Origin of the sequence: Bradyrhizobium sp. BRP20 (assembly GCF_020194215.1) — a bacterium.
GTDB lineage: Bacteria > Pseudomonadota > Alphaproteobacteria > Rhizobiales > Xanthobacteraceae > Bradyrhizobium > Bradyrhizobium yuanmingense.
This window is the reverse complement of record NZ_JADYVY010000007.1, coordinates 282,972-300,879: the sequence shown is the minus strand read 5'-3', so window position 1 is coordinate 300,879 and position 17,908 is coordinate 282,972. Positions and strand designations below refer to the sequence as shown.

General features: G+C 63.5%; 16 protein-coding genes. 6 read left to right on the top strand and 10 right to left on the bottom strand.

Going from position 1 to position 17,908, the window contains the following annotated elements:
* Window positions 1-85: 85 nt before the first annotated feature.
* Entirely contained in the window at window positions 86-1,306 is a 1,221-nt protein-coding gene (locus tag I6F33_RS19210; protein ID WP_225143746.1) for a cytochrome P450, read from the top strand.
* Window positions 1,307-1,537: 231 nt separating this feature from the next.
* The gene (rocD, locus tag I6F33_RS19205) at window positions 1,538-2,752 is read left to right on the top strand and encodes an ornithine--oxo-acid transaminase (protein ID WP_225143744.1); all 1,215 of its coding nucleotides are present in this window, start codon (window positions 1,538-1,540) and stop codon (window positions 2,750-2,752) included.
* Between the two features lie 290 nt (window positions 2,753-3,042).
* Here rocD and I6F33_RS19200 read toward each other — a convergent pair whose 3' ends face one another.
* Window positions 3,043-3,216: a hypothetical protein gene (locus I6F33_RS19200; protein ID WP_225143742.1), complete on the bottom strand. Its 174-nt coding sequence runs from the start codon at window positions 3,214-3,216 to the stop codon at window positions 3,043-3,045.
* Between the two features lie 242 nt (window positions 3,217-3,458).
* Here I6F33_RS19200 and I6F33_RS19195 point away from each other — a divergent pair, with 242 nt between their 5' ends.
* From I6F33_RS19195 to I6F33_RS19180, 4 genes are all read left to right on the top strand, one after another.
* Entirely contained in the window at window positions 3,459-4,913 is a 1,455-nt protein-coding gene (locus tag I6F33_RS19195) for a Spy/CpxP family protein refolding chaperone (protein ID WP_225143739.1), read from the top strand.
* A 102-nt stretch (window positions 4,914-5,015) separates the two neighbouring features.
* A complete protein-coding gene (locus tag I6F33_RS19190) occupies window positions 5,016-5,402 on the top strand; it encodes a DUF4440 domain-containing protein (protein WP_051056878.1) in 387 nt (128 codons plus the stop codon).
* Between the two features lie 37 nt (window positions 5,403-5,439).
* A complete protein-coding gene (locus tag I6F33_RS19185) occupies window positions 5,440-6,843 on the top strand; it encodes an adenylate/guanylate cyclase domain-containing protein (RefSeq protein ID WP_225143737.1) in 1,404 nt (467 codons plus the stop codon).
* Window positions 6,789-8,810 (top strand): hypothetical protein, encoded by a 2,022-nt coding sequence (locus tag I6F33_RS19180; RefSeq protein WP_225143735.1) that lies wholly within the window; start codon window positions 6,789-6,791, stop codon window positions 8,808-8,810. Before I6F33_RS19185 ends, I6F33_RS19180 begins: the two co-directional genes overlap by 55 nt.
* Before the next feature lie 200 nt (window positions 8,811-9,010).
* On the opposite strand, the gene I6F33_RS19175 is transcribed toward I6F33_RS19180, so the two are convergent.
* From I6F33_RS19175 to I6F33_RS19135, 9 genes are all read right to left on the bottom strand, one after another.
* The gene (locus I6F33_RS19175; protein WP_225123842.1) at window positions 9,011-9,220 is read right to left on the bottom strand and encodes a hypothetical protein; all 210 of its coding nucleotides are present in this window, start codon (window positions 9,218-9,220) and stop codon (window positions 9,011-9,013) included.
* Between the two features lie 148 nt (window positions 9,221-9,368).
* Window positions 9,369-10,232 (bottom strand): sugar phosphate isomerase/epimerase, encoded by an 864-nt coding sequence (locus I6F33_RS19170; protein WP_225143733.1) that lies wholly within the window; start codon window positions 10,230-10,232, stop codon window positions 9,369-9,371.
* Window positions 10,232-11,422 (bottom strand): dihydrodipicolinate synthase family protein, encoded by a 1,191-nt coding sequence (locus I6F33_RS19165; RefSeq protein WP_225143731.1) that lies wholly within the window; start codon window positions 11,420-11,422, stop codon window positions 10,232-10,234. Before I6F33_RS19165 ends, I6F33_RS19170 begins: the two co-directional genes overlap by 1 nt.
* A gap of 120 nt (window positions 11,423-11,542) precedes the next feature.
* Window positions 11,543-12,694, bottom strand: coding sequence for a Gfo/Idh/MocA family protein (locus I6F33_RS19160; RefSeq protein ID WP_225143729.1), 1,152 nt, complete (start codon window positions 12,692-12,694; stop codon window positions 11,543-11,545).
* The gene (locus I6F33_RS19155) at window positions 12,691-14,085 is read right to left on the bottom strand and encodes a hypothetical protein (protein WP_225143728.1); all 1,395 of its coding nucleotides are present in this window, start codon (window positions 14,083-14,085) and stop codon (window positions 12,691-12,693) included. The genes I6F33_RS19160 and I6F33_RS19155 overlap by 4 nt, the downstream gene beginning before the upstream one ends.
* 4 nt (window positions 14,086-14,089) lie before the next feature.
* Window positions 14,090-14,920 (bottom strand): ABC transporter ATP-binding protein, encoded by an 831-nt coding sequence (locus I6F33_RS19150; protein ID WP_192893460.1) that lies wholly within the window; start codon window positions 14,918-14,920, stop codon window positions 14,090-14,092.
* A 14-nt stretch (window positions 14,921-14,934) separates the two neighbouring features.
* The gene (locus I6F33_RS19145; RefSeq protein WP_036025832.1) at window positions 14,935-15,927 is read right to left on the bottom strand and encodes an ABC transporter substrate-binding protein; all 993 of its coding nucleotides are present in this window, start codon (window positions 15,925-15,927) and stop codon (window positions 14,935-14,937) included.
* 57 nt (window positions 15,928-15,984) lie between these two features.
* Complete coding sequence (locus I6F33_RS19140; RefSeq protein WP_225143727.1) at window positions 15,985-16,794, bottom strand: ABC transporter permease; 810 nt, start codon at window positions 16,792-16,794, stop codon at window positions 15,985-15,987.
* Between the two features lie 319 nt (window positions 16,795-17,113).
* Window positions 17,114-17,821: a TetR/AcrR family transcriptional regulator gene (locus I6F33_RS19135; RefSeq protein WP_192893462.1), complete on the bottom strand. Its 708-nt coding sequence runs from the start codon at window positions 17,819-17,821 to the stop codon at window positions 17,114-17,116.
* Window positions 17,822-17,908: the final 87 nt, after the last annotated feature.

Sequence of the window (17,908 nt, the reverse complement as noted above, 5' to 3'; positions counted from 1 at the left end):
AAAGCTGCGAAGACTGTAGACGCATGCACGCGTCGACCAGAACAACAAAAACGGCATATCGGCTTTAACCGGCGAGTATAACGGGATGAACGCAGATGCGAAGGCGCTGGCGGCAAGCTTCGACCTCGAGAAGCTGACGCCGGAGTTCTACGACAACCCCTATCCGACCTATCGTGCACTGCGGGAGAACGAGCCGGTCAAGCGCCTGCGGAGCGGCACCGTGTTCCTGACCCGCTACGATGATCTCGTCACCACCTACAAGAACACCAAGTCGTTCAGCTCGGACAAGAAGCGCGAGTTCGCGCCGAAATACGGCGACACCCCGCTCTACGAGCACCACACCACGAGCCTCGTGTTCAACGATCCGCCGTCCCATACCCGCGTCCGCCGCCTGATCATGGGCGCGCTGTCGCCGCGCGCGATCGCCAGCATGGAGGGGGACCTGATCAAGCTGGTCGACGGCCTGCTCGATGCCATCGAAACCAAGGGCGCTTGCGAACTGATCGAGGATTTTGCCGCTTCGATTCCCATCGAGGTGATCGGCAACCTGCTCGACGTGCCTCACAAGGAGCGCGGGCCGCTGCGCGACTGGTCGCTGGCGATCCTGGGTGCTCTCGAACCTGTAGTGTCGCCCGAAGTAGCTGCGCGCGGCAACAAGGCGGTGGCGGACTTCCTCGCCTATCTGCAGACGCTGGTGTCGCGGCGGCGCACGAAGCCGGGCAATCCCGAGCGCGACGTGCTGACGCGTTTGATCCAGGGGGAAGAGAACGGCGAGCGGCTGACCGAGAAGGAGCTGCTGCACAATTGCATCTTCCTGCTCAATGCCGGCCACGAGACCACCACCAACCTGATCGGCAACGGCCTCGTGGCGCTCGACCGGCATCCCGATCAGAAACGGCGCCTGATCGAGAACCCGGACATGATCAAGACCACGGTCGAGGAGGTGCTTCGCTACGAGAGCTCCAACCAGCTCGGCAACCGCATGACCACCGAGAAGGTCGAGCTCGGCGGCGTCATGCTCGATGCCGGCACGTCGGTGACGCTGTGCATCGGGGCTGCCAATCGCGACCCCGCGCAGTTTCCCGACCCCGAACGTTTCGATATCGCGCGCACGCCGAACCGGCACCTCGCCTTCGCCACCGGCGCGCATCAATGCGCAGGCATGGCGCTGGCGCGGCTGGAGGGGGCGATTGCGATCTCGCGCTTCCTGGCGCGCTTTCCGAACTATGCCGTGAGCGGCCCGCCAGTGCGCGGCGGACGGGTCCGGTTCCGCGGCTTCTTGAGCGTGCCCTGCGCGCTTGGCTGAGGCGCCGGCAACCAAACTGCGAAAACAACCCCATGCACAGTAGAGCCTGGGTCGCGGAACGGTGCCCTGTGGCCCGGCAGAACCACCTGACATTTCGGGACTATCAGGACGCGCCGCGCCATCGGCGCATCAAGGCTTCCGAGCTGACAAACCGATACCCACATTCATTTGGGCGCGACCCGCCGGTGCAGTCGATTGACGCCCCCGCGCGCAGCAATGGAGTGACGGCAGATGAGCTCGTCGGTCATTGATTTCATCGCGACAGAAGCGCGCTTCGGGGCCCGTAATTACGAGCCGATCGGGGTCGTCCTGTCGCGCGGCGAAGGTGTCTGGGTCTGGGACACCCAAGGCAACCGGTACCTCGATTGCCTCTCGGCCTATTCGGCGGTCAGCCAGGGCCACTGCCATCCCAAGATCCTGGCGGCGATGGTCGAACAGGCGCACAGGCTGACGCTCACCTCGCGTGCCTTCCACAACGACCAGCTCGCCTTGTTCTACGAGGAGATCGCCGCGCTCACCGGTTCCCACAAAGTGCTGCCGATGAACAGCGGCGCTGAGGCGGTCGAAAGCGCGATCAAGTCGGTCCGCAAATGGGGCTACGAGGTGAAAGGCGTGCCGGACGGCCAGGCCGAGATCATCGTCTGTGCCAACAATTTCCACGGACGCACGCTGGGCGTCGTCGGCTTTTCAACCGACCCCGAGACACGCGGACACTTCGGGCCGTTCGCGCCGGGCTTCAAGGTCATCCCGTTCGGCGACGCCACGGCGCTTGCGGGAGCAATCACCCCAAATACGGTCGCCTTTCTGGTCGAGCCGATCCAGGGCGAAGCCGGTGTCGTCATTCCTCCGGCCGGCTATTTCACTGAGGTCCGGGAGCTCTGCACCGCCAACAACGTGATGCTGGTGCTCGACGAGATCCAGACCGGGCTCGGTCGCACCGGCAAGCTGCTCGCCGAACAGCACGAGGGAATTGAGGCGGACGTGACGCTGCTCGGCAAGGCCCTGTCCGGCGGCTTCTATCCGGTCTCGGCCGTGCTCTCGAACAACGACGTGCTCGGGACATTGAGGCCCGGGCAGCACGGCTCCACCTTCGGCGGCAACCCGCTTGCCTGCGCCGTGGCCCGCGCGGCGATGCGCGTGCTGGTCGAGGAAGGCATGATCGAGAACGCGGCGAGGCAAGGCGCGCGCTTTCTGGAGGGCTTGAAGGACATTCGCGCCAATACGATCCGCGAGGTGCGCGGGCGCGGCCTGATGCTGGCGGTCGAGCTGCATCCCGAGGCCGGGCTGGCACGCCGCTATTGCGAGGCGCTCCAGGCCAAGGGCATCCTCGCCAAGGATACCCATGAGCATACGATCCGCATCGCCCCGCCGCTCGTGATCACAAGCGACCAGGTCGACTGGGCGCTGGAGCGGTTCGCCGCGATCCTGACGCAGGATTTCTCTTGAGACTGGCTGCGTCGGAAGATCGCAATGCCGGCCGTGGCCAAGGACGAACGATTCCACGGTCTGTGCGTTGAAAGTCGTGGGCGATTACGAGTTGGGAGCTAGGATCATGCTTCCGCGTGGCGTTTGCCTGACGGCTGTTTTGGTTGGCGTCTCGATGCTGACGACGAGCGCGCCGGCCCAGGGACCTCACGGACACGGACGGGGTGGAGGACCACCAGGACCAGCCGCAGCGCCGCCATCAGCACCACCGGCCATGGCCCGCCCGGCAGCACCACCGGCAGCACCACCGGCTATGGCTCGTCCGGCCGCAGCGCCAGCAGCACCGCCAGCCATGGCACGTCCGGCCGCTCCGCCAGCCATGGCGCGTCCGGCGGCTCCGCCAGCCATGGCGCGTCCCGCCGCGCCGCCAGCCATGCCGCAGCGACCGGCGATGGCGCCACGTCCGGCGCCCCACATCGCCTCACCGCCACCGCGTCCGACCCCACAAATCAGTGCCCCCCGAGCCGCCCCGCAGGTGGCAGCGCCCCGGCGCGAAATCCAGCGCCCGCCGGCAGCGCCGCAACGTCCGGCGATGGCGCCGCGGCCGACGCCGCAGATCGCCGCCCCTTCGCGCCCAAGTGCACCCCCGGCCGTGAGCGAGCGTTCGGGACCGCCGCGTGAGATGCTTTCGCGCCAATCCGCGGAACGCCAAGACCGCATCGACCGCTTGCAGCAGCGCGTGCAGCAACTGCAATCGCAGAAACCGGAAGGCGCAAGGGCGCAGCAACAGCAGCAACGGCTGCTGCAGTCGCAGAGCCGTCTTCTTGAGCGCGAGCAACGCGTGCAACAGCGCTCGCAGCACGTCGAGCAGCGGCAGCGCGACATGCTGTCGCGCCAGACGACGGAGCGCCAGGCCCGCATCGAACGCCTGCAGCAGCGGGTGCAGCAATTGCAGTCGCAAAAGCCCGAAGGCGTGCAAGCGCAACGGGCGCAGCAGCGAATGCTCCAGGCGCAAAACCGCTTGCTTGGCCGAGAGCAGCGCGCGCAGCAAATTGACCTGGCGCGCCAGCAGCGGCTTGGGCTGCAGGCTCCGGCGGAGCGCGCTCCGGCACTTGCAGCCGCTGCGCAGGCCGCCGAGCGCGGACGGTTTGCGGAACGCTTCCGCGAGCAGTCCACTGCGCTGACCCAAGCGGCTCTCGTCACGCGCCAAAGCGGCTGGGCACCCCGGCAGGCCTGGCGTCACCGTCATCCCGCGGTGTTCGTGGCTTGGCTTGGGCCCGTGTTCTGGCCTTACGCCTATTCCGACATCTTCAACTACACATTCTGGTCGTATGGCTACGAGCCCGGATATTGGGCGTACGCCTATGACGACTTCGTCGACACCGTGTTCTGGGGCGGTGACGGCCCCTACTCCGCTTATGCCAGCACCAACTCGTATGACTACCCTCAAGCCGGCGGCGGCTACCGCGCGCGCCAGCGTGCCAGCGTGAGCCCGCAGACGCTTCAGCAATTGTGTGCCACGCCGGACAAGGGCGTGACCGCCTGGCCGCTTGCCGATATCGCACAGGCGGTGCGGCCGACGCCGGAGCAACGCGCATTGCTGGACGAGCTCAAGACCGCGGCGGCCAACGCTGCCGGTGTGTTCAAGGATTCCTGCGCGGAGACTTATGCACTGACTCCCCCTGGCCGCTTGCGCGCGATGATGAACCGCATCAGCGCGACGCTTGAAGCCGTCAAGATCGTTCGACCGGCACTGGAGAATTTCTACAACTCGCTCAGTGACGAGCAGCAGGCCCGCTTCAACGCGCTTGGCCCCAATGTCGGCGAGCGCTCGCCGCAGCAGCAGGAGGCGAGTAGCGAGGGCTGTGGCGATCCGAAGTCCGGGCTGACGCAGTTGCCGATCCAGAGGATCGAGGCTGTGCTCCACCCAGCCGGCAAGCAGAAGGAGGCGCTCGACCGCCTCAGCGAAGCGACGGCGAAGGGCGTTGAGGGCCTACAGGCGGCCTGTCCGAACGATGCGCCGCTGACACCTGTCGGACGGCTGGAGACGATGCAGCATCGGCTCGAGGCCATGCTGACGGCCGCCAAGCTGGTCGAACCCGCCCTGGACGAGTTCTATGCCACGCTGAGCAGCGAGCAGAAGGCGCGCTTCAACAGACTGCAACAGGTCGCAGCCCAATGAAGGCGGCGTCGCGTTCCCTCGTTGCAGTTTGCAGCGGTCGAACGACGTCAGGTGACGTTATCGTTCTCCAACGAAAGCAAGCCCGCGTTTGAGGGAGGGATCATGACAGCCTTAGCTTCCTCCATAAGACACGACATTGCTGCGGCGTACGCCGCGTGGGATTCAGCATTCAACAAAGCAGATGCCAGGGCTATCGCGGCGACTTACGTGCCAGACGCCAAATTGTTGCCGCCAACGCATCAGGTGATATCCGGTCCGACAGAGATCGAGAGCTTCTTTGCTGGGCTGTTTTCAAGCGGATTCACCGATCACAGGTTGGTCGTCATCGACGCCGGCGGAGATGAGAAGATCGTCTACGGCACGGCCCATTGGAGCGCCAACGGTAAGACAGCGGATGGCGCCAGCCAACCTGCAGGCGGGATCGCAACCCACGTGTTTGAGCGTCAGGCAGATGGTTCGCTGAAGCTGAAGTTGCATACTTTCAATTGAGCTGACCGTCGCCTGATCCGGCACGAGGAGGCTTGTCGTGGATATCGCGCAATGGCTTCGCGGTCTCGGGCTGGAGCGCTACATAAAGACCTTTTGTGACGCTGAAATCACGTCCGAAATTTTGCCAGAACTGACCGAAGCCGACCTGCGGGAGCTTGGCTTGCCACTCGGCCCACGCAAGGCTGTGCTAAAGGCAATCCATGCACTCGCTGCGCCGATCACCCCGGTGGCTGTCAACGCCAATGGACCTGCCGACTACGCGAAGCCATCGATCCCTTCGGACGCGGAGCGTCGACAGCTCACAGTCATGTTCGTCGACCTGGTCGGCTCGACGGCACTTGCTTCAGGGCGGGATCCCGAGGAGCTGCGTGACCTCTTGCAGGCCTACCATAACACCGTGGTGGGCGAGATCGACCGATTCGAAGGCCACATAGCCAAATTCCTCGGCGATGGCGTTCTCGCTTATTTCGGCTGGCCGCGGGCGCACGAAGATGAGGCGGAGCGCGCCGTTCGCGCCGGGCTTCGAGTGACCAAGGCGGTCGCATCGCTTACCGAACCGAGTGGTGCAGCGCTCGCCGCTCGCGTCGGCATCGCAACCGGTCTGGTCGTCGTCGGCGAGTTGATTGGCGAGGGAGAGGCCCGCGAGCGCGCAGTCATCGGCGAAACACCAAACCTAGCAGCGCGACTGCAGGGTTTGGCCGAGCCCAATGACGTGGTGATTGCCGAGTCAACGCGCCGCCTACTCGGAGAAGCTTTCACATACCACGACCTCGGCAGAGTGCCTCTCAAGGGGCTCCCGGAACCAGTGCAGGCGTGGCTTGTCATTGGTGAAGGCGCAGCCGAGAGCAGGTTCGAGGCCCAGCACGGCACGGCAACGACCGCACTGGTCGGACGGAATGAAGAACTTGCATTGCTCTTGGACCGCTGGGAGCAGGCAAAGGAGCGGGAAGGACAGATCGTCCTGCTCGGCGGCGAAGCCGGCATTGGCAAGTCGCGGCTCGTGCGAGCCTTACGCGACCAAGTCGCACGTGTGCCGCACACGCCACTGAGCCATTTCTGTTCACCATTTCATACCAACACCGCATTGTATCCCGTCGTTGGCCTCCTTGAACGAGCAGCGGCAATACGGCGGGAGGACGCTTCCGACGAACAGCTCGACAAACTCGAGGCCATGCTCGCGCTTGGTACGGACGATGTGCAGGAGAGCGCGCCGATTCTCGCGGACCTCTTGGCAATCCCGACACGGGACAGATACCCACCCCTTGCACTTAGTCACACCAGAAGAAGGAGCGAACATTCCAGGCCCTTCTGGAACAGATACAAGGCTTGGCGGCAAGACAGCCGGTCCTTGCCATTTACGAGGACGTCCATTGGGCGGACCCTACCATGCTCGAATTTCTCGATCGGCTTGTCGACGAGATGCAGCGGCTTCCGATCTTGATGATCATTACCTTCCGGCCCGAGTTCGTTCCGCGCTGGACGGGTCATGGACACGTGACAGCGCTCTTTCTAAGCCGATTAGGACGTAGGCAAGGGGCGGCAGTCGTTGACCGGATTACGGGCGGCAAAATACTCCCCCAGGACGTGCTTGAGCAGATTTTGGCCAAGACCGATGGCGTGCCGTTGTTCGTCGAGGAGCTCACCAAGGCCGTCGTGGAATCCGGACTGCTCAAAGACCACGGCAGCCGCTATGAATTGATCGGCCCGCTGCCGCCGCTAGCGATTCCGACGACGCTGCAGGACTCGTTGATGGCCCGCCTTGATCGGTTGGCGCCGGTCAAGGAGGTTGCCCAGATTGCAGCTTGCATCGGACGCGAATTCGGACACGATCTTCTCCGCTCCGTAACGGCGCTCGACGAACACGCGCTCCAGCATGCTCTCAATGATCTATTGGCGGCGGAACTGATATTCCGTCGTGGCGTGCCTCCGAATGTTGGCTACAGCTTCAAACATGCGCTGGTGCAGGACATCGCGCACGAGAGTCTTCTAAAGAGCAAGCGGCAGCAGATCCATGCCCGCATAGCTGCAGCTCTCGAACAACATTACCCTGCCCGTGCTGAGGCGGAGCCGGAGACGATCGCTCTGCATCTCACCGAGGGTGGACTGGTAGGAAAGGCGGTGGACTATTGGCTGCGGGCCGGCCGCATTGCGGCTGGGCGTTCCGCAAATCTCGAAGCGATCACTCATCTCACAAGGGGGCTGGAGGCGCTCAAGTCCAATCCACCAGGCCCGGAGCGCGATCGTCAGGAACTCGCTTTGCAAACAGCAATCGGAGGTCCACTGATTGCCATCCACGGATATACGGCTCCGCAGCTTGGCACAGCCTTCAACAGGGCTCATGCGCTCTGCTATGAACTCGACGACACGGGTGCGTTGTTCTCCACCCTTAGCGGCAAATTCATCTTCCACTTCGTGCGCGGCGACTTTGCTGCCATGCAGAGCCTCGTTGCCGAAACGCAGCGCGCCGCCGAGCGCACCAGTGACACAGCGCTGGAACTAGCTGCGCATCGTCTGGCTGCGCTCACCGCCATGCATGCCGGTGATTTTCTAACCGCACGCTCGGAGTTCGAAACGATCTTGAGGCGCTATCAACCAGGGGCGCATCGGCCGCCGCCTGTGCACTACGTACATGACCCGAAGGCCTCGGCGCTACCCTACTTGGCGATTGTGCTTTGGATTCTGGGTTACCCCGAACAGGCTCAGCGGACTAGCCGTGCCGCATCTCAATACGCTATTGAGTTGAATCAGACGAACCTTACCGCGCATGTGCAGGTCTATGGCGGGGCGGCCACTGCGGAGCTAATGGGTGACGTGGCGGCCGTCAAAGCGCACGCCGAGGCCATCATCGATCTCGCCGATCAGAACAGCTTGAACTATTGGCGCGAGAGCGGCCTCATCCTGCGGGGCTGGGCCATGGCCCAAGAGGGCAACGTGGAGGGCGGCCTGGCGCTCATGCGCCTCAGTCTGAACGAGCGGAACAGGCTCGGAGCCAGTTGGTACCAGGTTCGGTACTTATGGATGCTCGCGGCCACCTACCTCCACTTAGGTGACTACGACAACGGCGTCGCTGCCCTTGCCGAAGCAAAGGTCCTTGCCGCGCGCAGTGACGAGCATATGTGGGAGGCAGAACTTGCATGCATCGATGGCGAACTGCACCGGATTCGTGGTGCTCCAGCTGACGAGGTCGAGGGGTATTTGCAAACTGCACTCAAGGTCGCCCAAAGCCAGAGCGCAAAGTCCTTTGAATTACGTGCCGCAATGAGTTTGGCTCGGCTTTGGCACGACCAGGGTAGGATAGCCGACGCGCGGTGCCTTCTTGGCTCGGTTTACGGTTGGTTTACGGAAGGCTTCGAAACGCCGGACCTTCGTTCCGCCAAGGCGCTCATGGAGGAGCTTTCCCGATCATGATCGCGCGCCTTTTCAAGCTTCAGACGTTGCCGCACAGCGAGCACACAGATGATACGGCAACCCTGTACTTGCGTTATTGGATCTGAACACGAGGCAATTCCGCTGTGGGTCACAAGCAGTGCTGCTCTGGACGATCAGCCCGACTTCCTTTTATGAGTACACGACCTTTCTGTCCTCACGCGGCGGAAATCGTCTTCCGCTCAGCACTTCGCATCTGTGATCGCTTGAGGCTGCTCTACCTCATTCAAGCCAATGGCGTTGCATTGTTGGAAATGGGAAGATAGCTCGAGGTCAGCCAGATGATCCCAGTATTCTGCCTCTGCGAGCAGCTTCCATTTGTTCATGCTGTTGTACGCGGCCTGTTGACGGCACAGTGAGCTCATCGCACGCAAGCGTCGCACTTTCTCCACTGCGAACCTCCCTCCGCGCCTGCTTGGTCGCAAGCGCATTTGTGTCGGCAGAGCTTCGCAGATCGAATTGACGAGTGATAGTCCGGGATTCGACGGTAAAATCAATGATAGCGCAATCGTCTGACTTTTCACGAGACACTCGAGGCAACTACACCACCGTCCGATGTCGCTGGATGCAGGTCTTCAGCACCTCGTCCATCGGCTTGCCCCACCATTCGTTGGAGAAGATCTCGATCTCGGAATAGCCGGCAAAGCCCTGCGCTTCGACCGCTGCACGCACCGATTTGATGTCGATGACGCCGTCGCCCATCATGCCGCGGTCGTTGAGGATGTCCCTGGTCGGCACCAGCCAGTCGCAGACATGGAACGCCAGCAGGCGGTCCCGGCCGGCGCGTGCGATCTGGTCCATCAGCTCCGGGTCCCACCAGATGTGATAGACGTCGAGCGCGACGCCGAGCATGCCGGTGCGGCCGGGGTCGAGCCGGTCGCAGATATCGAGCGCCTGCTTGGTTGTGTTCACGCAGGCGCGGTCGGCCGCATAGGCCGGATGCAACGGCTCGATCGCCAACGGCAGCTTGGCTTGCCTCGCGTAGTCGAGCATGTCAGCGAGCGCTTCCTCGACCTGCCCGCGCGCTGCCACCAGATCCTTCGAAGCCTCACTGCCCGGCCGCGAATATTGCGGCAGGCCGCCGACGACAAGGACGATACAGGGCGCGCCTAGTGCCTTGGCTTCATCGACACAGCGCCTGTTATCGTCGCGCACTTCGCCCCGGCGCGAGACATCCGAGGTGAACATGCCGCCGCGGCAATAGCCTGAGAGATCAAGGCCAGCCTCGCGCACCGCGCGCGCGGCGCGGTCGAGACCGACGTTCGCGACCTGGTCACGCCAGGGATCGATGGCGCGGATGCCGTGACGTGCGCAGGCATCAATAATCTCGATAAGGTCACCCTGCTTGCGGACCGTCGCCGTGTTCAGCGACAGCCAGCGGTGATCGGACGAAAAATCGCGCATCAGGATTCGATACCGTGGGTGGCGAGCACGGTTTTCATCCGTTGCGTCGCGAGTTCAGGGTTGGCGAGCAGGCCGGCCTTGTCAGCGAGACGGAACAGTTCGGCCAAATGCAGCGTGGACCGCGTGCTCTCCTGTCCGCCGACCATGGTGAAATGATCCTGGTGTCCGTTGAGATAGGCCATGAACACGACGCCGGTCTTGTAGAAGCGCGTCGGCGCCTTGAAGATGTGACGCGACAGCGGGACCGTCGGGCCAAGCACGTCGTGGAAGCCGGCTTCGTCGCCTGCCGCCAGCCGCGACAGCGCGTAGGACGCCGCCGGCGCGATCGCATCGAAGATGCCGAGCAGCGCGTGCGAAAAGCCCTGTTCGTCGCCGGCGATCAGCTCCGCGTAGTTGAAATCGTCGCCGGTATACATCTTGATCCGCTTGTCCAGACGCCGGCGCATGTCGATCTCGCGCTGCTTGTCGAGCAGCGAGACCTTGACGCCGTCGACCTTGGCGGCATTGCCGTTGATGATGGCGACGGCAATGTCCATGGCCTTGTTGAGATCCCTCGTGCCCCAATAGCCCGCCAGCGCCGGATCGAACATGTCGCCGAGCCAGTGGATGATGACAGGCTCGCGGACCTGCGAGAGCACGCGGTCATAGACTTTGGCGTAATCGTCCGCATTGCGACCGAGTTTTGCGAGAGCCCGCGAGGCCATCAGGATGATGCGGCCGCCGACCTTCTCGACCGCCGATATCTGCTCCTCATAGGCGCGGATGACGTCGTCGAGGTTTCTCGCGTCCTCCACTGCGAGATGATCCGTGCCTGCACCGGAGAACACCAGCGCGTTGCGGCGTTTGGCGGCGGAGACCGAGCGCGTGATCAGCTCCAGCGAGGTCGGCCAGTCCAGCCCCATGCCGCGCTGCGCGGTGTCCATGGCTTCGGCAACGCCGAGGCCGAGGTCCCAGACGTGCTCGCGGAAGGCGATGGTCTTGTCCCAGTCGACCGCAACCGACAGCCAGGGATCGTTGTCGGCGAAGGGATCGGCGACCGTGTGCACGGCCGAGAAGGCGATGCGGTTCAGCGGCCCCTCGAGCTTTGCGGAGAACGTGCGCGAGGCCGCGAGCCGATAGGTCTCGATCGAGCGATCGGCTTTGGGCAGCTTCAGCGACAGGGATGACATTGGTTGGACGGGCTTGTTCATTTTGGTCCTCTCTCCGTCATTGCGAGGAGCGAAGCGACGAAGCAATCCAGGGTCTTTCCGCGGAGGCAGTCTGGATTGCTTCGCTTCGCTCGCAATGACGAAATCATGAGCATCGGAATGTCAAACCTTGATGGGCGCGACGTCGATCCAGCGCCGCTCCTTCCAGCTCTTCAGCGCGCATTCGGCGAGCTGAACGCCCTTGGCGCCTTCGAGCAGTGTGAACTTGTAAGGGGCGTCCTCGTAGACGTGGCGGATGAACATCTCCCATTGCTCCCTAAAGCCGTTGTCGTAGGTGACGTTGTCGGGCAGCTTCTGCCAGTCGCCGTAGAAGTCGTGCAGCCGCTTCTCGTCGGGATTCCACACCGGGCGCGGTGTCGCCTGCCGCGCCTGGATCATGCAATCGGTGAGGCCCGCGACCGCCGAGCCGAGCGTGCCGTCGACCTGAAAGGTGACGAGATCGTCGCGATAGACCCGCGTGACCCAGGACATGTTGATGTGGGCGATGATGCCGCCTTCGAGCTGGAACGTGGCGTAGGCGGAATCGTCAGCCGTCGCCTTGTACTTCTTGCCCTGCTCGTCGAAACGCTCGGGGATGTCGGTGTTACCGATGCAGCTGACGCTCCGGACGTTGCCGAAGAGGTTGTCGAGCACGTAGCGCCAGTGGCAGACCATGTCGAGGATGATGCCGCCGCCATCCTCGTCGCGATAGTTCCAGGAGGGCCGCTGCGCCTCCTGCCAGCCGCCTTCGAACACCCAATAGCCGAACTCGCCGCGCACCGAGAGGATGCGGCCGAAGAAGCCGGAATCGCGCAGGAAAGCGATCTTCTTCAGCCCCGGCAGAAACAGCTTATCCTGCACCGTGCCGTGCTTGACGCCCTTGGCATTGGCGAGCTTCACGACCTCGACCGCTTCCTCGAAATTCGTCGCAATCGGCTTCTCGCAATAGACGTGCTTGCCGGCGTTGATGGCCTGGGTCAGCAGGCCGGGACGGGCCTGCGTCGTCGCGGCGTCGAAGAACATGGTGTCGTTCTTGTCGGCGAGCGCGGCATCGAGATCGGTGGTCCAGCGCGTGATGTTGTAGCGTTTGGCCAGCGCCTCGACCTTGTCGGCGCTGCGGCCGACCAGGATCGGGTCGGGCATGACACGGTCACCGTTCTTCAGGCGCACGCCGCCCTGGTCGCGGATCGCGACGATCGAGCGGATCAGATGCTGGTTGAGCCCCATCCGGCCGGTGACGCCGTTCATGATGAGGCCGAGGCGTTGGGTGGTCATGCCAATTGCTCCTGAGATCTTGGCTGGGCGAGCGGGCGCAATGCCGACCAGTCCGGATGGACCGACGAGGCGAAGCCCGCGCAATGAAGCGATCCCGTCAGGAGATCGCCGTCGTGAATGGAGAGCCGGATACCCCGCCTGGCATCGGCATAGAGATCGGGATGCGCGGCGGCGAAGGCCTGAGCTTCTGCTATGGGCGTTTCACCGAAGCCATCGACGTAGTGGTGGCCGTTGCGCTCGGCGTGGGTGACGCCGATGAAGGCACCGAGCGCAAGATCCTGCTGCACGGCAAGGCCGGCCTGGCAGGTGAGGTCCTCACCAGTGATGAAGAAGGCTTCGCCTTGCGCGCTCCATTTCGCCACACGCGCGGCGTTGATGATGGACTTGTAAAGTCCCTTGCAAGATTTCGAGGAGATGCCGCGATAGCCGAGCGCCCGTGCTGCCGGGAACGCGTCGTAGGAATCGTCGGCTTCGTCGATGATGAAGCCGCGTGTGCCCAGCGCGCCGAGCGGCGTTCGCCGCGTAATGTCGCGCGGCATCGGCTGCTCGACATAGAGCAGGCGCGCGGCAATCGGGCGCAGCGCGGCGTCGCGATTGAGCCCGTCCATCAGCGCCTGTAACGCGGCGAGATCGGCATACTGCTCGTTGGCATCGAGCGTCACCTTGTAGTCGCGTCCAAGCGTGTCGAGCTGCTTGCCGATCCGGGCGAGCCGCGCCGCATCGGCAGCCGGATCGCCGGACAGCTTGAGCTTGAAATAGCGTGCTCCGGTATTCTCGCGTGGATCGGCAACGCCGCCCTCACCCTCGACGACATCATCAAGGCCGACGGTATGCCTGATGGCAACACGCGCCAGCGGCACCCGGCCGGCGAGAAACGTCCTGATGTCCCGCTCGCTCAGGTCAGGAGAAAGCCGCGCGTCGATGCCGGCGATGTTCGCGGCCATTCCTTCAAAGAAGCTGGTACCTATCGCGCGCAGCAGCGCATCGAGGATGGCCTTTTCGATCTCCGCGGGGCCGTAGGCAGCAGCCAGCGCCGGAATGTTCTTCTTCGCGCAGGTCGCGATCTGGGCACCGATGCAGGAGGCATGCAGATCGAACGCCGTCTGGAAGCCGGTCCGTGCCAGATAGAGTCCGCGCGCGATCTCCAGCGAGCGACGCAACTCGTCCACCGTCTGCGCTGGCGACAGCTCCGGCCGCTTGTCGAACCACTTTGGTACCAGCAGCTCGGCGCTGGCACCGACGGCGGTACCCCGGCCCTCGACCTCGATCTCGGCCCGCACGAACAGCTGCGGCGTCGCGTTGATCGTGATCGCACCGAAGCGGAACGGCCGCGCGAACTGCACGGGACGTTCGAAGAAGGCGATGTCTCGCAGCTTCAGGCGGGGGGACATGGTTTCAGTCCAACGCCCCTTGCGAGAAGAAATGCTTGCGGATGCGCTGCACCAGCTCCGTAAACACCGGGTCGGCCATCGCGTCGAGCGAGCGCGGGCGCGGCAGCGGCACGTCGTAGATCGCGGCGATCGCGCCGGGGCGCTCGGTCATGACCAGCACGCGGTCGGCGAGGAACACGGCCTCCGGAATCGAATGCGTGATCAGGAGCACGGTCTTCTTCGTCTCGCGCTGGATCCGCATCAATTCGACATTCATGCGCTCGCGTGTCAGCGCGTCGAGCGCGCCGAACGGCTCGTCCATCAGCATGATCTTCGGATCGTGCACCAGCGCGCGGCAGATCGAGGCGCGCTGCTGCATGCCGCCGGAGAGCTGCCAGGGCAGCTTCTTCTCGAAGCCTTCGAGGCCGACCAGCTTCAGCAGCGACTTGGCGCGGTCGAGATATTCCTGGCGCGGCAGCCGCTTCATGTCGATCGGCAGCATCACGTTGGAGAGGATGTTGCGCCAGGGCAAGAGCAGCGCGTTCTGGAACACGATGCCGACATTGCCGTGCGGCGTCGTCACCTTCTGGCCCTCGACCAGGATCTCGCCCGTGGTCGGCGCCAGCAGGCCCGAGATCAATTTGAGCAGCGTGGACTTGCCGCAGCCGCTTGGGCCGACCACGACGAAGAACTCGCCGTCATTGATGTGGAAGTCGAGCGGCCGCAGCGACGGCACGTCGCCGTCGCGCGTCCGGTAGGTCTTCGACACGCCCGACAGCTTGATGCCCGACGCATCGCCGGCAGCCCGGTCGCTCACCAGTCTCAGATGAGCGGCCGACTGCGCGGTTTCACTCATGACCGTCGCAGGTTTCACGAGCCGCTCTTCGGCAGGTAATCGCTGGTGTAGAAAGCCTTCGGGTTCTCCTTGGCCTTGGCGTCGAGGCCGCCATATTCGACCAGCAGGTTGACGGTCTCGGTCATGTTCTGGTCGGTGACCTGGAACGGCCGCTTGCCCTTGGTCTCCGCGGTCCGATAGAGCGGGATGGTCAGCTCAAAACCCTGCGTCAGCGTGTCGATCTTGCCGCCCTTGGGGTTGGCATCGAGGATCGATTGCGCCGCCGCCTTCGGCTCCTTCTCGGCAGCTTCGACCGCCTTGGTCGTCGCCGACATGAAGCGGCGGACGAGGTCCGCATTGGCCTTCACGTAGTCGGTGTTGGCGATGACGCCCGAGGAGACCATGTTGATGCCGTAGTCGGCGAACTTGATCGGATAGACATCCTTGCCGGTGGCGTCCTTGATCTTCATCGACTGGTCCATGACGTAGCCGAGCAGGAGATCGGCCTGGCCGTTGATGACGGCGTTGAGCTTGGTCTGGCCGTCGCCGGCGACGGTCTTGAAGTCGCTTTCCTTCAGGCCGGTCTTCTTCAGGAACAGCGGCCAGATCTGCGTCATGGAATCGGCCGGCGTGATCGCCACCGTCTTGCCCTTGATGTCTTCAGGCTTCCTGATGTTCTTGTCGGCGAAGCCCATGGCGGACATCGGGCTCGTTTGCAGCAGCACGCCGGTTGCGACCACGGGCGCGCCCTTGATCGCGGCGCGCATCATGGTGGGGACGTCGACATAGCCGAAGTCCGCGGTCTTGGCGGCAACCGCCTGCGTGGTCGCAGCCGAGCCGCGGCCTTCCTGGATCTCGAGCTCGATGCCTTCGGCGGCGTAGATGCCCTTGGCCTTGCCGTAATAGAACGGCGCGTGCTCGCCATAGACGTACCAGTTCAGCATCAGCACGACCTTGTCGGCTGCCTGCGCCGGCATGGCTGCGAACGCCATCAGTGCTACGGATGCAGCTCCAATCAACCGCTTCATCGTTTCTCTCCCTTGCCGTTGGTTGCGTCGGCCGTTGGTGGCCGCTCGTTGCTTTAGTCAGGATGCAAAGATCATGTCCTCGCGCTGGCTGACATGCCAGGGAATGACCAGCTTCTCGACCCGGTCGACGATCCAGAACAGGACCACGCCGAGCAGCGCCAGGATCACCAGCGCCGCGAACATCGTCGGCAGGTCGAAAGTGCCGATCGAGCGCTGCATCACGTAGCCGATGCCGGAATTGGAGCCGACGAACTCGCCGACCACCGCGCCGACCACGGCCAGCGTCACCGACACTTTGAGACCGGAGAAGATCGCCGGCAGCGCATGCGGCAGGTTCACCGCGCGGAACACCTGCAGGCGGCTGCCCTGCATGGCACGGGCGAGATCGACCATATCGGGATCGACCGATTTGAAGCCTTGCACCGCGGAGACCACGACCGGGAAGAAGCCGAGCAGGAACGCCGAGATCACCTTGGGAATGATGCCGAAGCCGAACCACACCACAAACAGCGGGGCGATCGCGATCTTCGGCACCGATTGCGAGAACACCAGCAGTGGATAGACGTAGCTCTCCACCGTCTTCGAGCCCGCGATCAACATCGCGACGGGAATGCCGAACAGCGCCGACAGCAGGAAGCCGCAGACGGTCGCATAGGTGGTCGGCCAGGACTGGCGCAGCAGCTCCGGCCATTCGGTGCGCAGCACGGCGACGACGTCGAGCGGCGCCGGGATTTGGTAGGCCGGGATTCTGAACAGCCGGATCGCGAGATCCCAGGCGACGACGATGAAGACCAGGAACAAGAACGGCCGAACCCAGGTTGCATTCAGCAGCTTGGAAACAGCGTTTTGCGGCTTCGGCTCGGCCAATTTTCACTCCCGGCAGTCTTCTTCATTATGGGGAGAAATTAACCCGTTGGATAAATACTGTCCAGAGCTTTCCCTGTGACGTTTTGTGCTCGGGGTTCCGGGAGCTTGGGGACCGGACTATCGCCTTCCGTGTCCCGGACGCGCTGCAATGTAAGCGTTGCTGCGCTGCGTCGGGGCACGGGGGCGGAGTGAGGTGCACGCGCCTCCACGTGGTCATTGCGAGCGCAGCGAAGCAATCCAGAATCTTTCCGCGGAGACAGTCTGGATTGCTTCGCTGCGCTCGCAATGACGGAGCAAGGCGCCCCATCATGGCTACGGGCTACACCGCCTGCACGACCGCGGCGCGCGACTTCGGCGTCTTCGCGATCTCGAACAGCGCCGCGGATTGCCCCGTCAGCGCGGCCAGCACCAGGCCCACCATATGCGCCAACCGCTCGTCCTTGGCCTTCTTGTCCAGGAGATCGCGGCCGAAGATCACGCTCAGCGTTGCCGAATTGGAGAGATAGAAGAAGCTGAGCGCTGCGATCGAGATGTAGAGCTGCACGGGGTCGACCGCGACCTGGAAGTCGCCGCTGTCGACGCCGCGGCGCACCACGGTGCGGATCATCTCGACGAAGGGCGAGTGCATCGACTTGACCTTGGTCGATTTCTTCAGGTGCTTGGCGCGCGCGAGGTTCTCGGTCTGCAGCAGCGAGAGGAATTCGGGATTGCGCAGGAAGTAGTTCCAGGTGAACTCGATCAGGCGGCGGATCGCCTCGGGCGGATCGAGATGTTCGAGGTCCAGCCCGCGCTCCTCGCTGCGGATCTTGTCATAGGCGCCTTCGAGCACGGCGAGATAGAGCTCGTCCTTGTTGCCGACGTGATAGTACAGCATGCGCTTGTTGGCGCCGGCCTTGGCGGCGATGCGGTCGACGCGCGCGCCGGCAAGGCCATGGGCGGAAAACTCCTGCTTGGCGGCTTCGAGAATGCGCAGCCGCATCCCCTCGGGGTCACGCTGCCATTTCAGAGTTCGCTTTGCCTTCGCCAAACCGGGTGCTCGCTGGGTGCCGACAAGACGCGTGTAGCACGCGAGCGTGAGTTTGAGAATGTTCGTCATTCCGGGGCGCGCCTCTTG

Coding starts and splice junctions, on each gene's coding strand:
- I6F33_RS19145 (WP_036025832.1), bottom strand. CDS start 15,927: ATGAAGCGGTTGATTGGAGCTGCATCCGTAGCACTGATGGCGTTCGCA.
- I6F33_RS19190 (WP_051056878.1), top strand. CDS start 5,016: ATGACAGCCTTAGCTTCCTCCATAAGACACGACATTGCTGCGGCGTAC.
- I6F33_RS19210 (WP_225143746.1), top strand. CDS start 86: ATGAACGCAGATGCGAAGGCGCTGGCGGCAAGCTTCGACCTCGAGAAG.
- rocD (WP_225143744.1), top strand. CDS start 1,538: ATGAGCTCGTCGGTCATTGATTTCATCGCGACAGAAGCGCGCTTCGGG.
- I6F33_RS19180 (WP_225143735.1), top strand. CDS start 6,789: ATGCTCGAATTTCTCGATCGGCTTGTCGACGAGATGCAGCGGCTTCCG.
- I6F33_RS19150 (WP_192893460.1), bottom strand. CDS start 14,920: ATGAGTGAAACCGCGCAGTCGGCCGCTCATCTGAGACTGGTGAGCGAC.
- I6F33_RS19165 (WP_225143731.1), bottom strand. CDS start 11,422: ATGAACAAGCCCGTCCAACCAATGTCATCCCTGTCGCTGAAGCTGCCC.
- I6F33_RS19155 (WP_225143728.1), bottom strand. CDS start 14,085: ATGTCCCCCCGCCTGAAGCTGCGAGACATCGCCTTCTTCGAACGTCCC.
- I6F33_RS19170 (WP_225143733.1), bottom strand. CDS start 10,232: ATGCGCGATTTTTCGTCCGATCACCGCTGGCTGTCGCTGAACACGGCG.
- I6F33_RS19160 (WP_225143729.1), bottom strand. CDS start 12,694: ATGACCACCCAACGCCTCGGCCTCATCATGAACGGCGTCACCGGCCGG.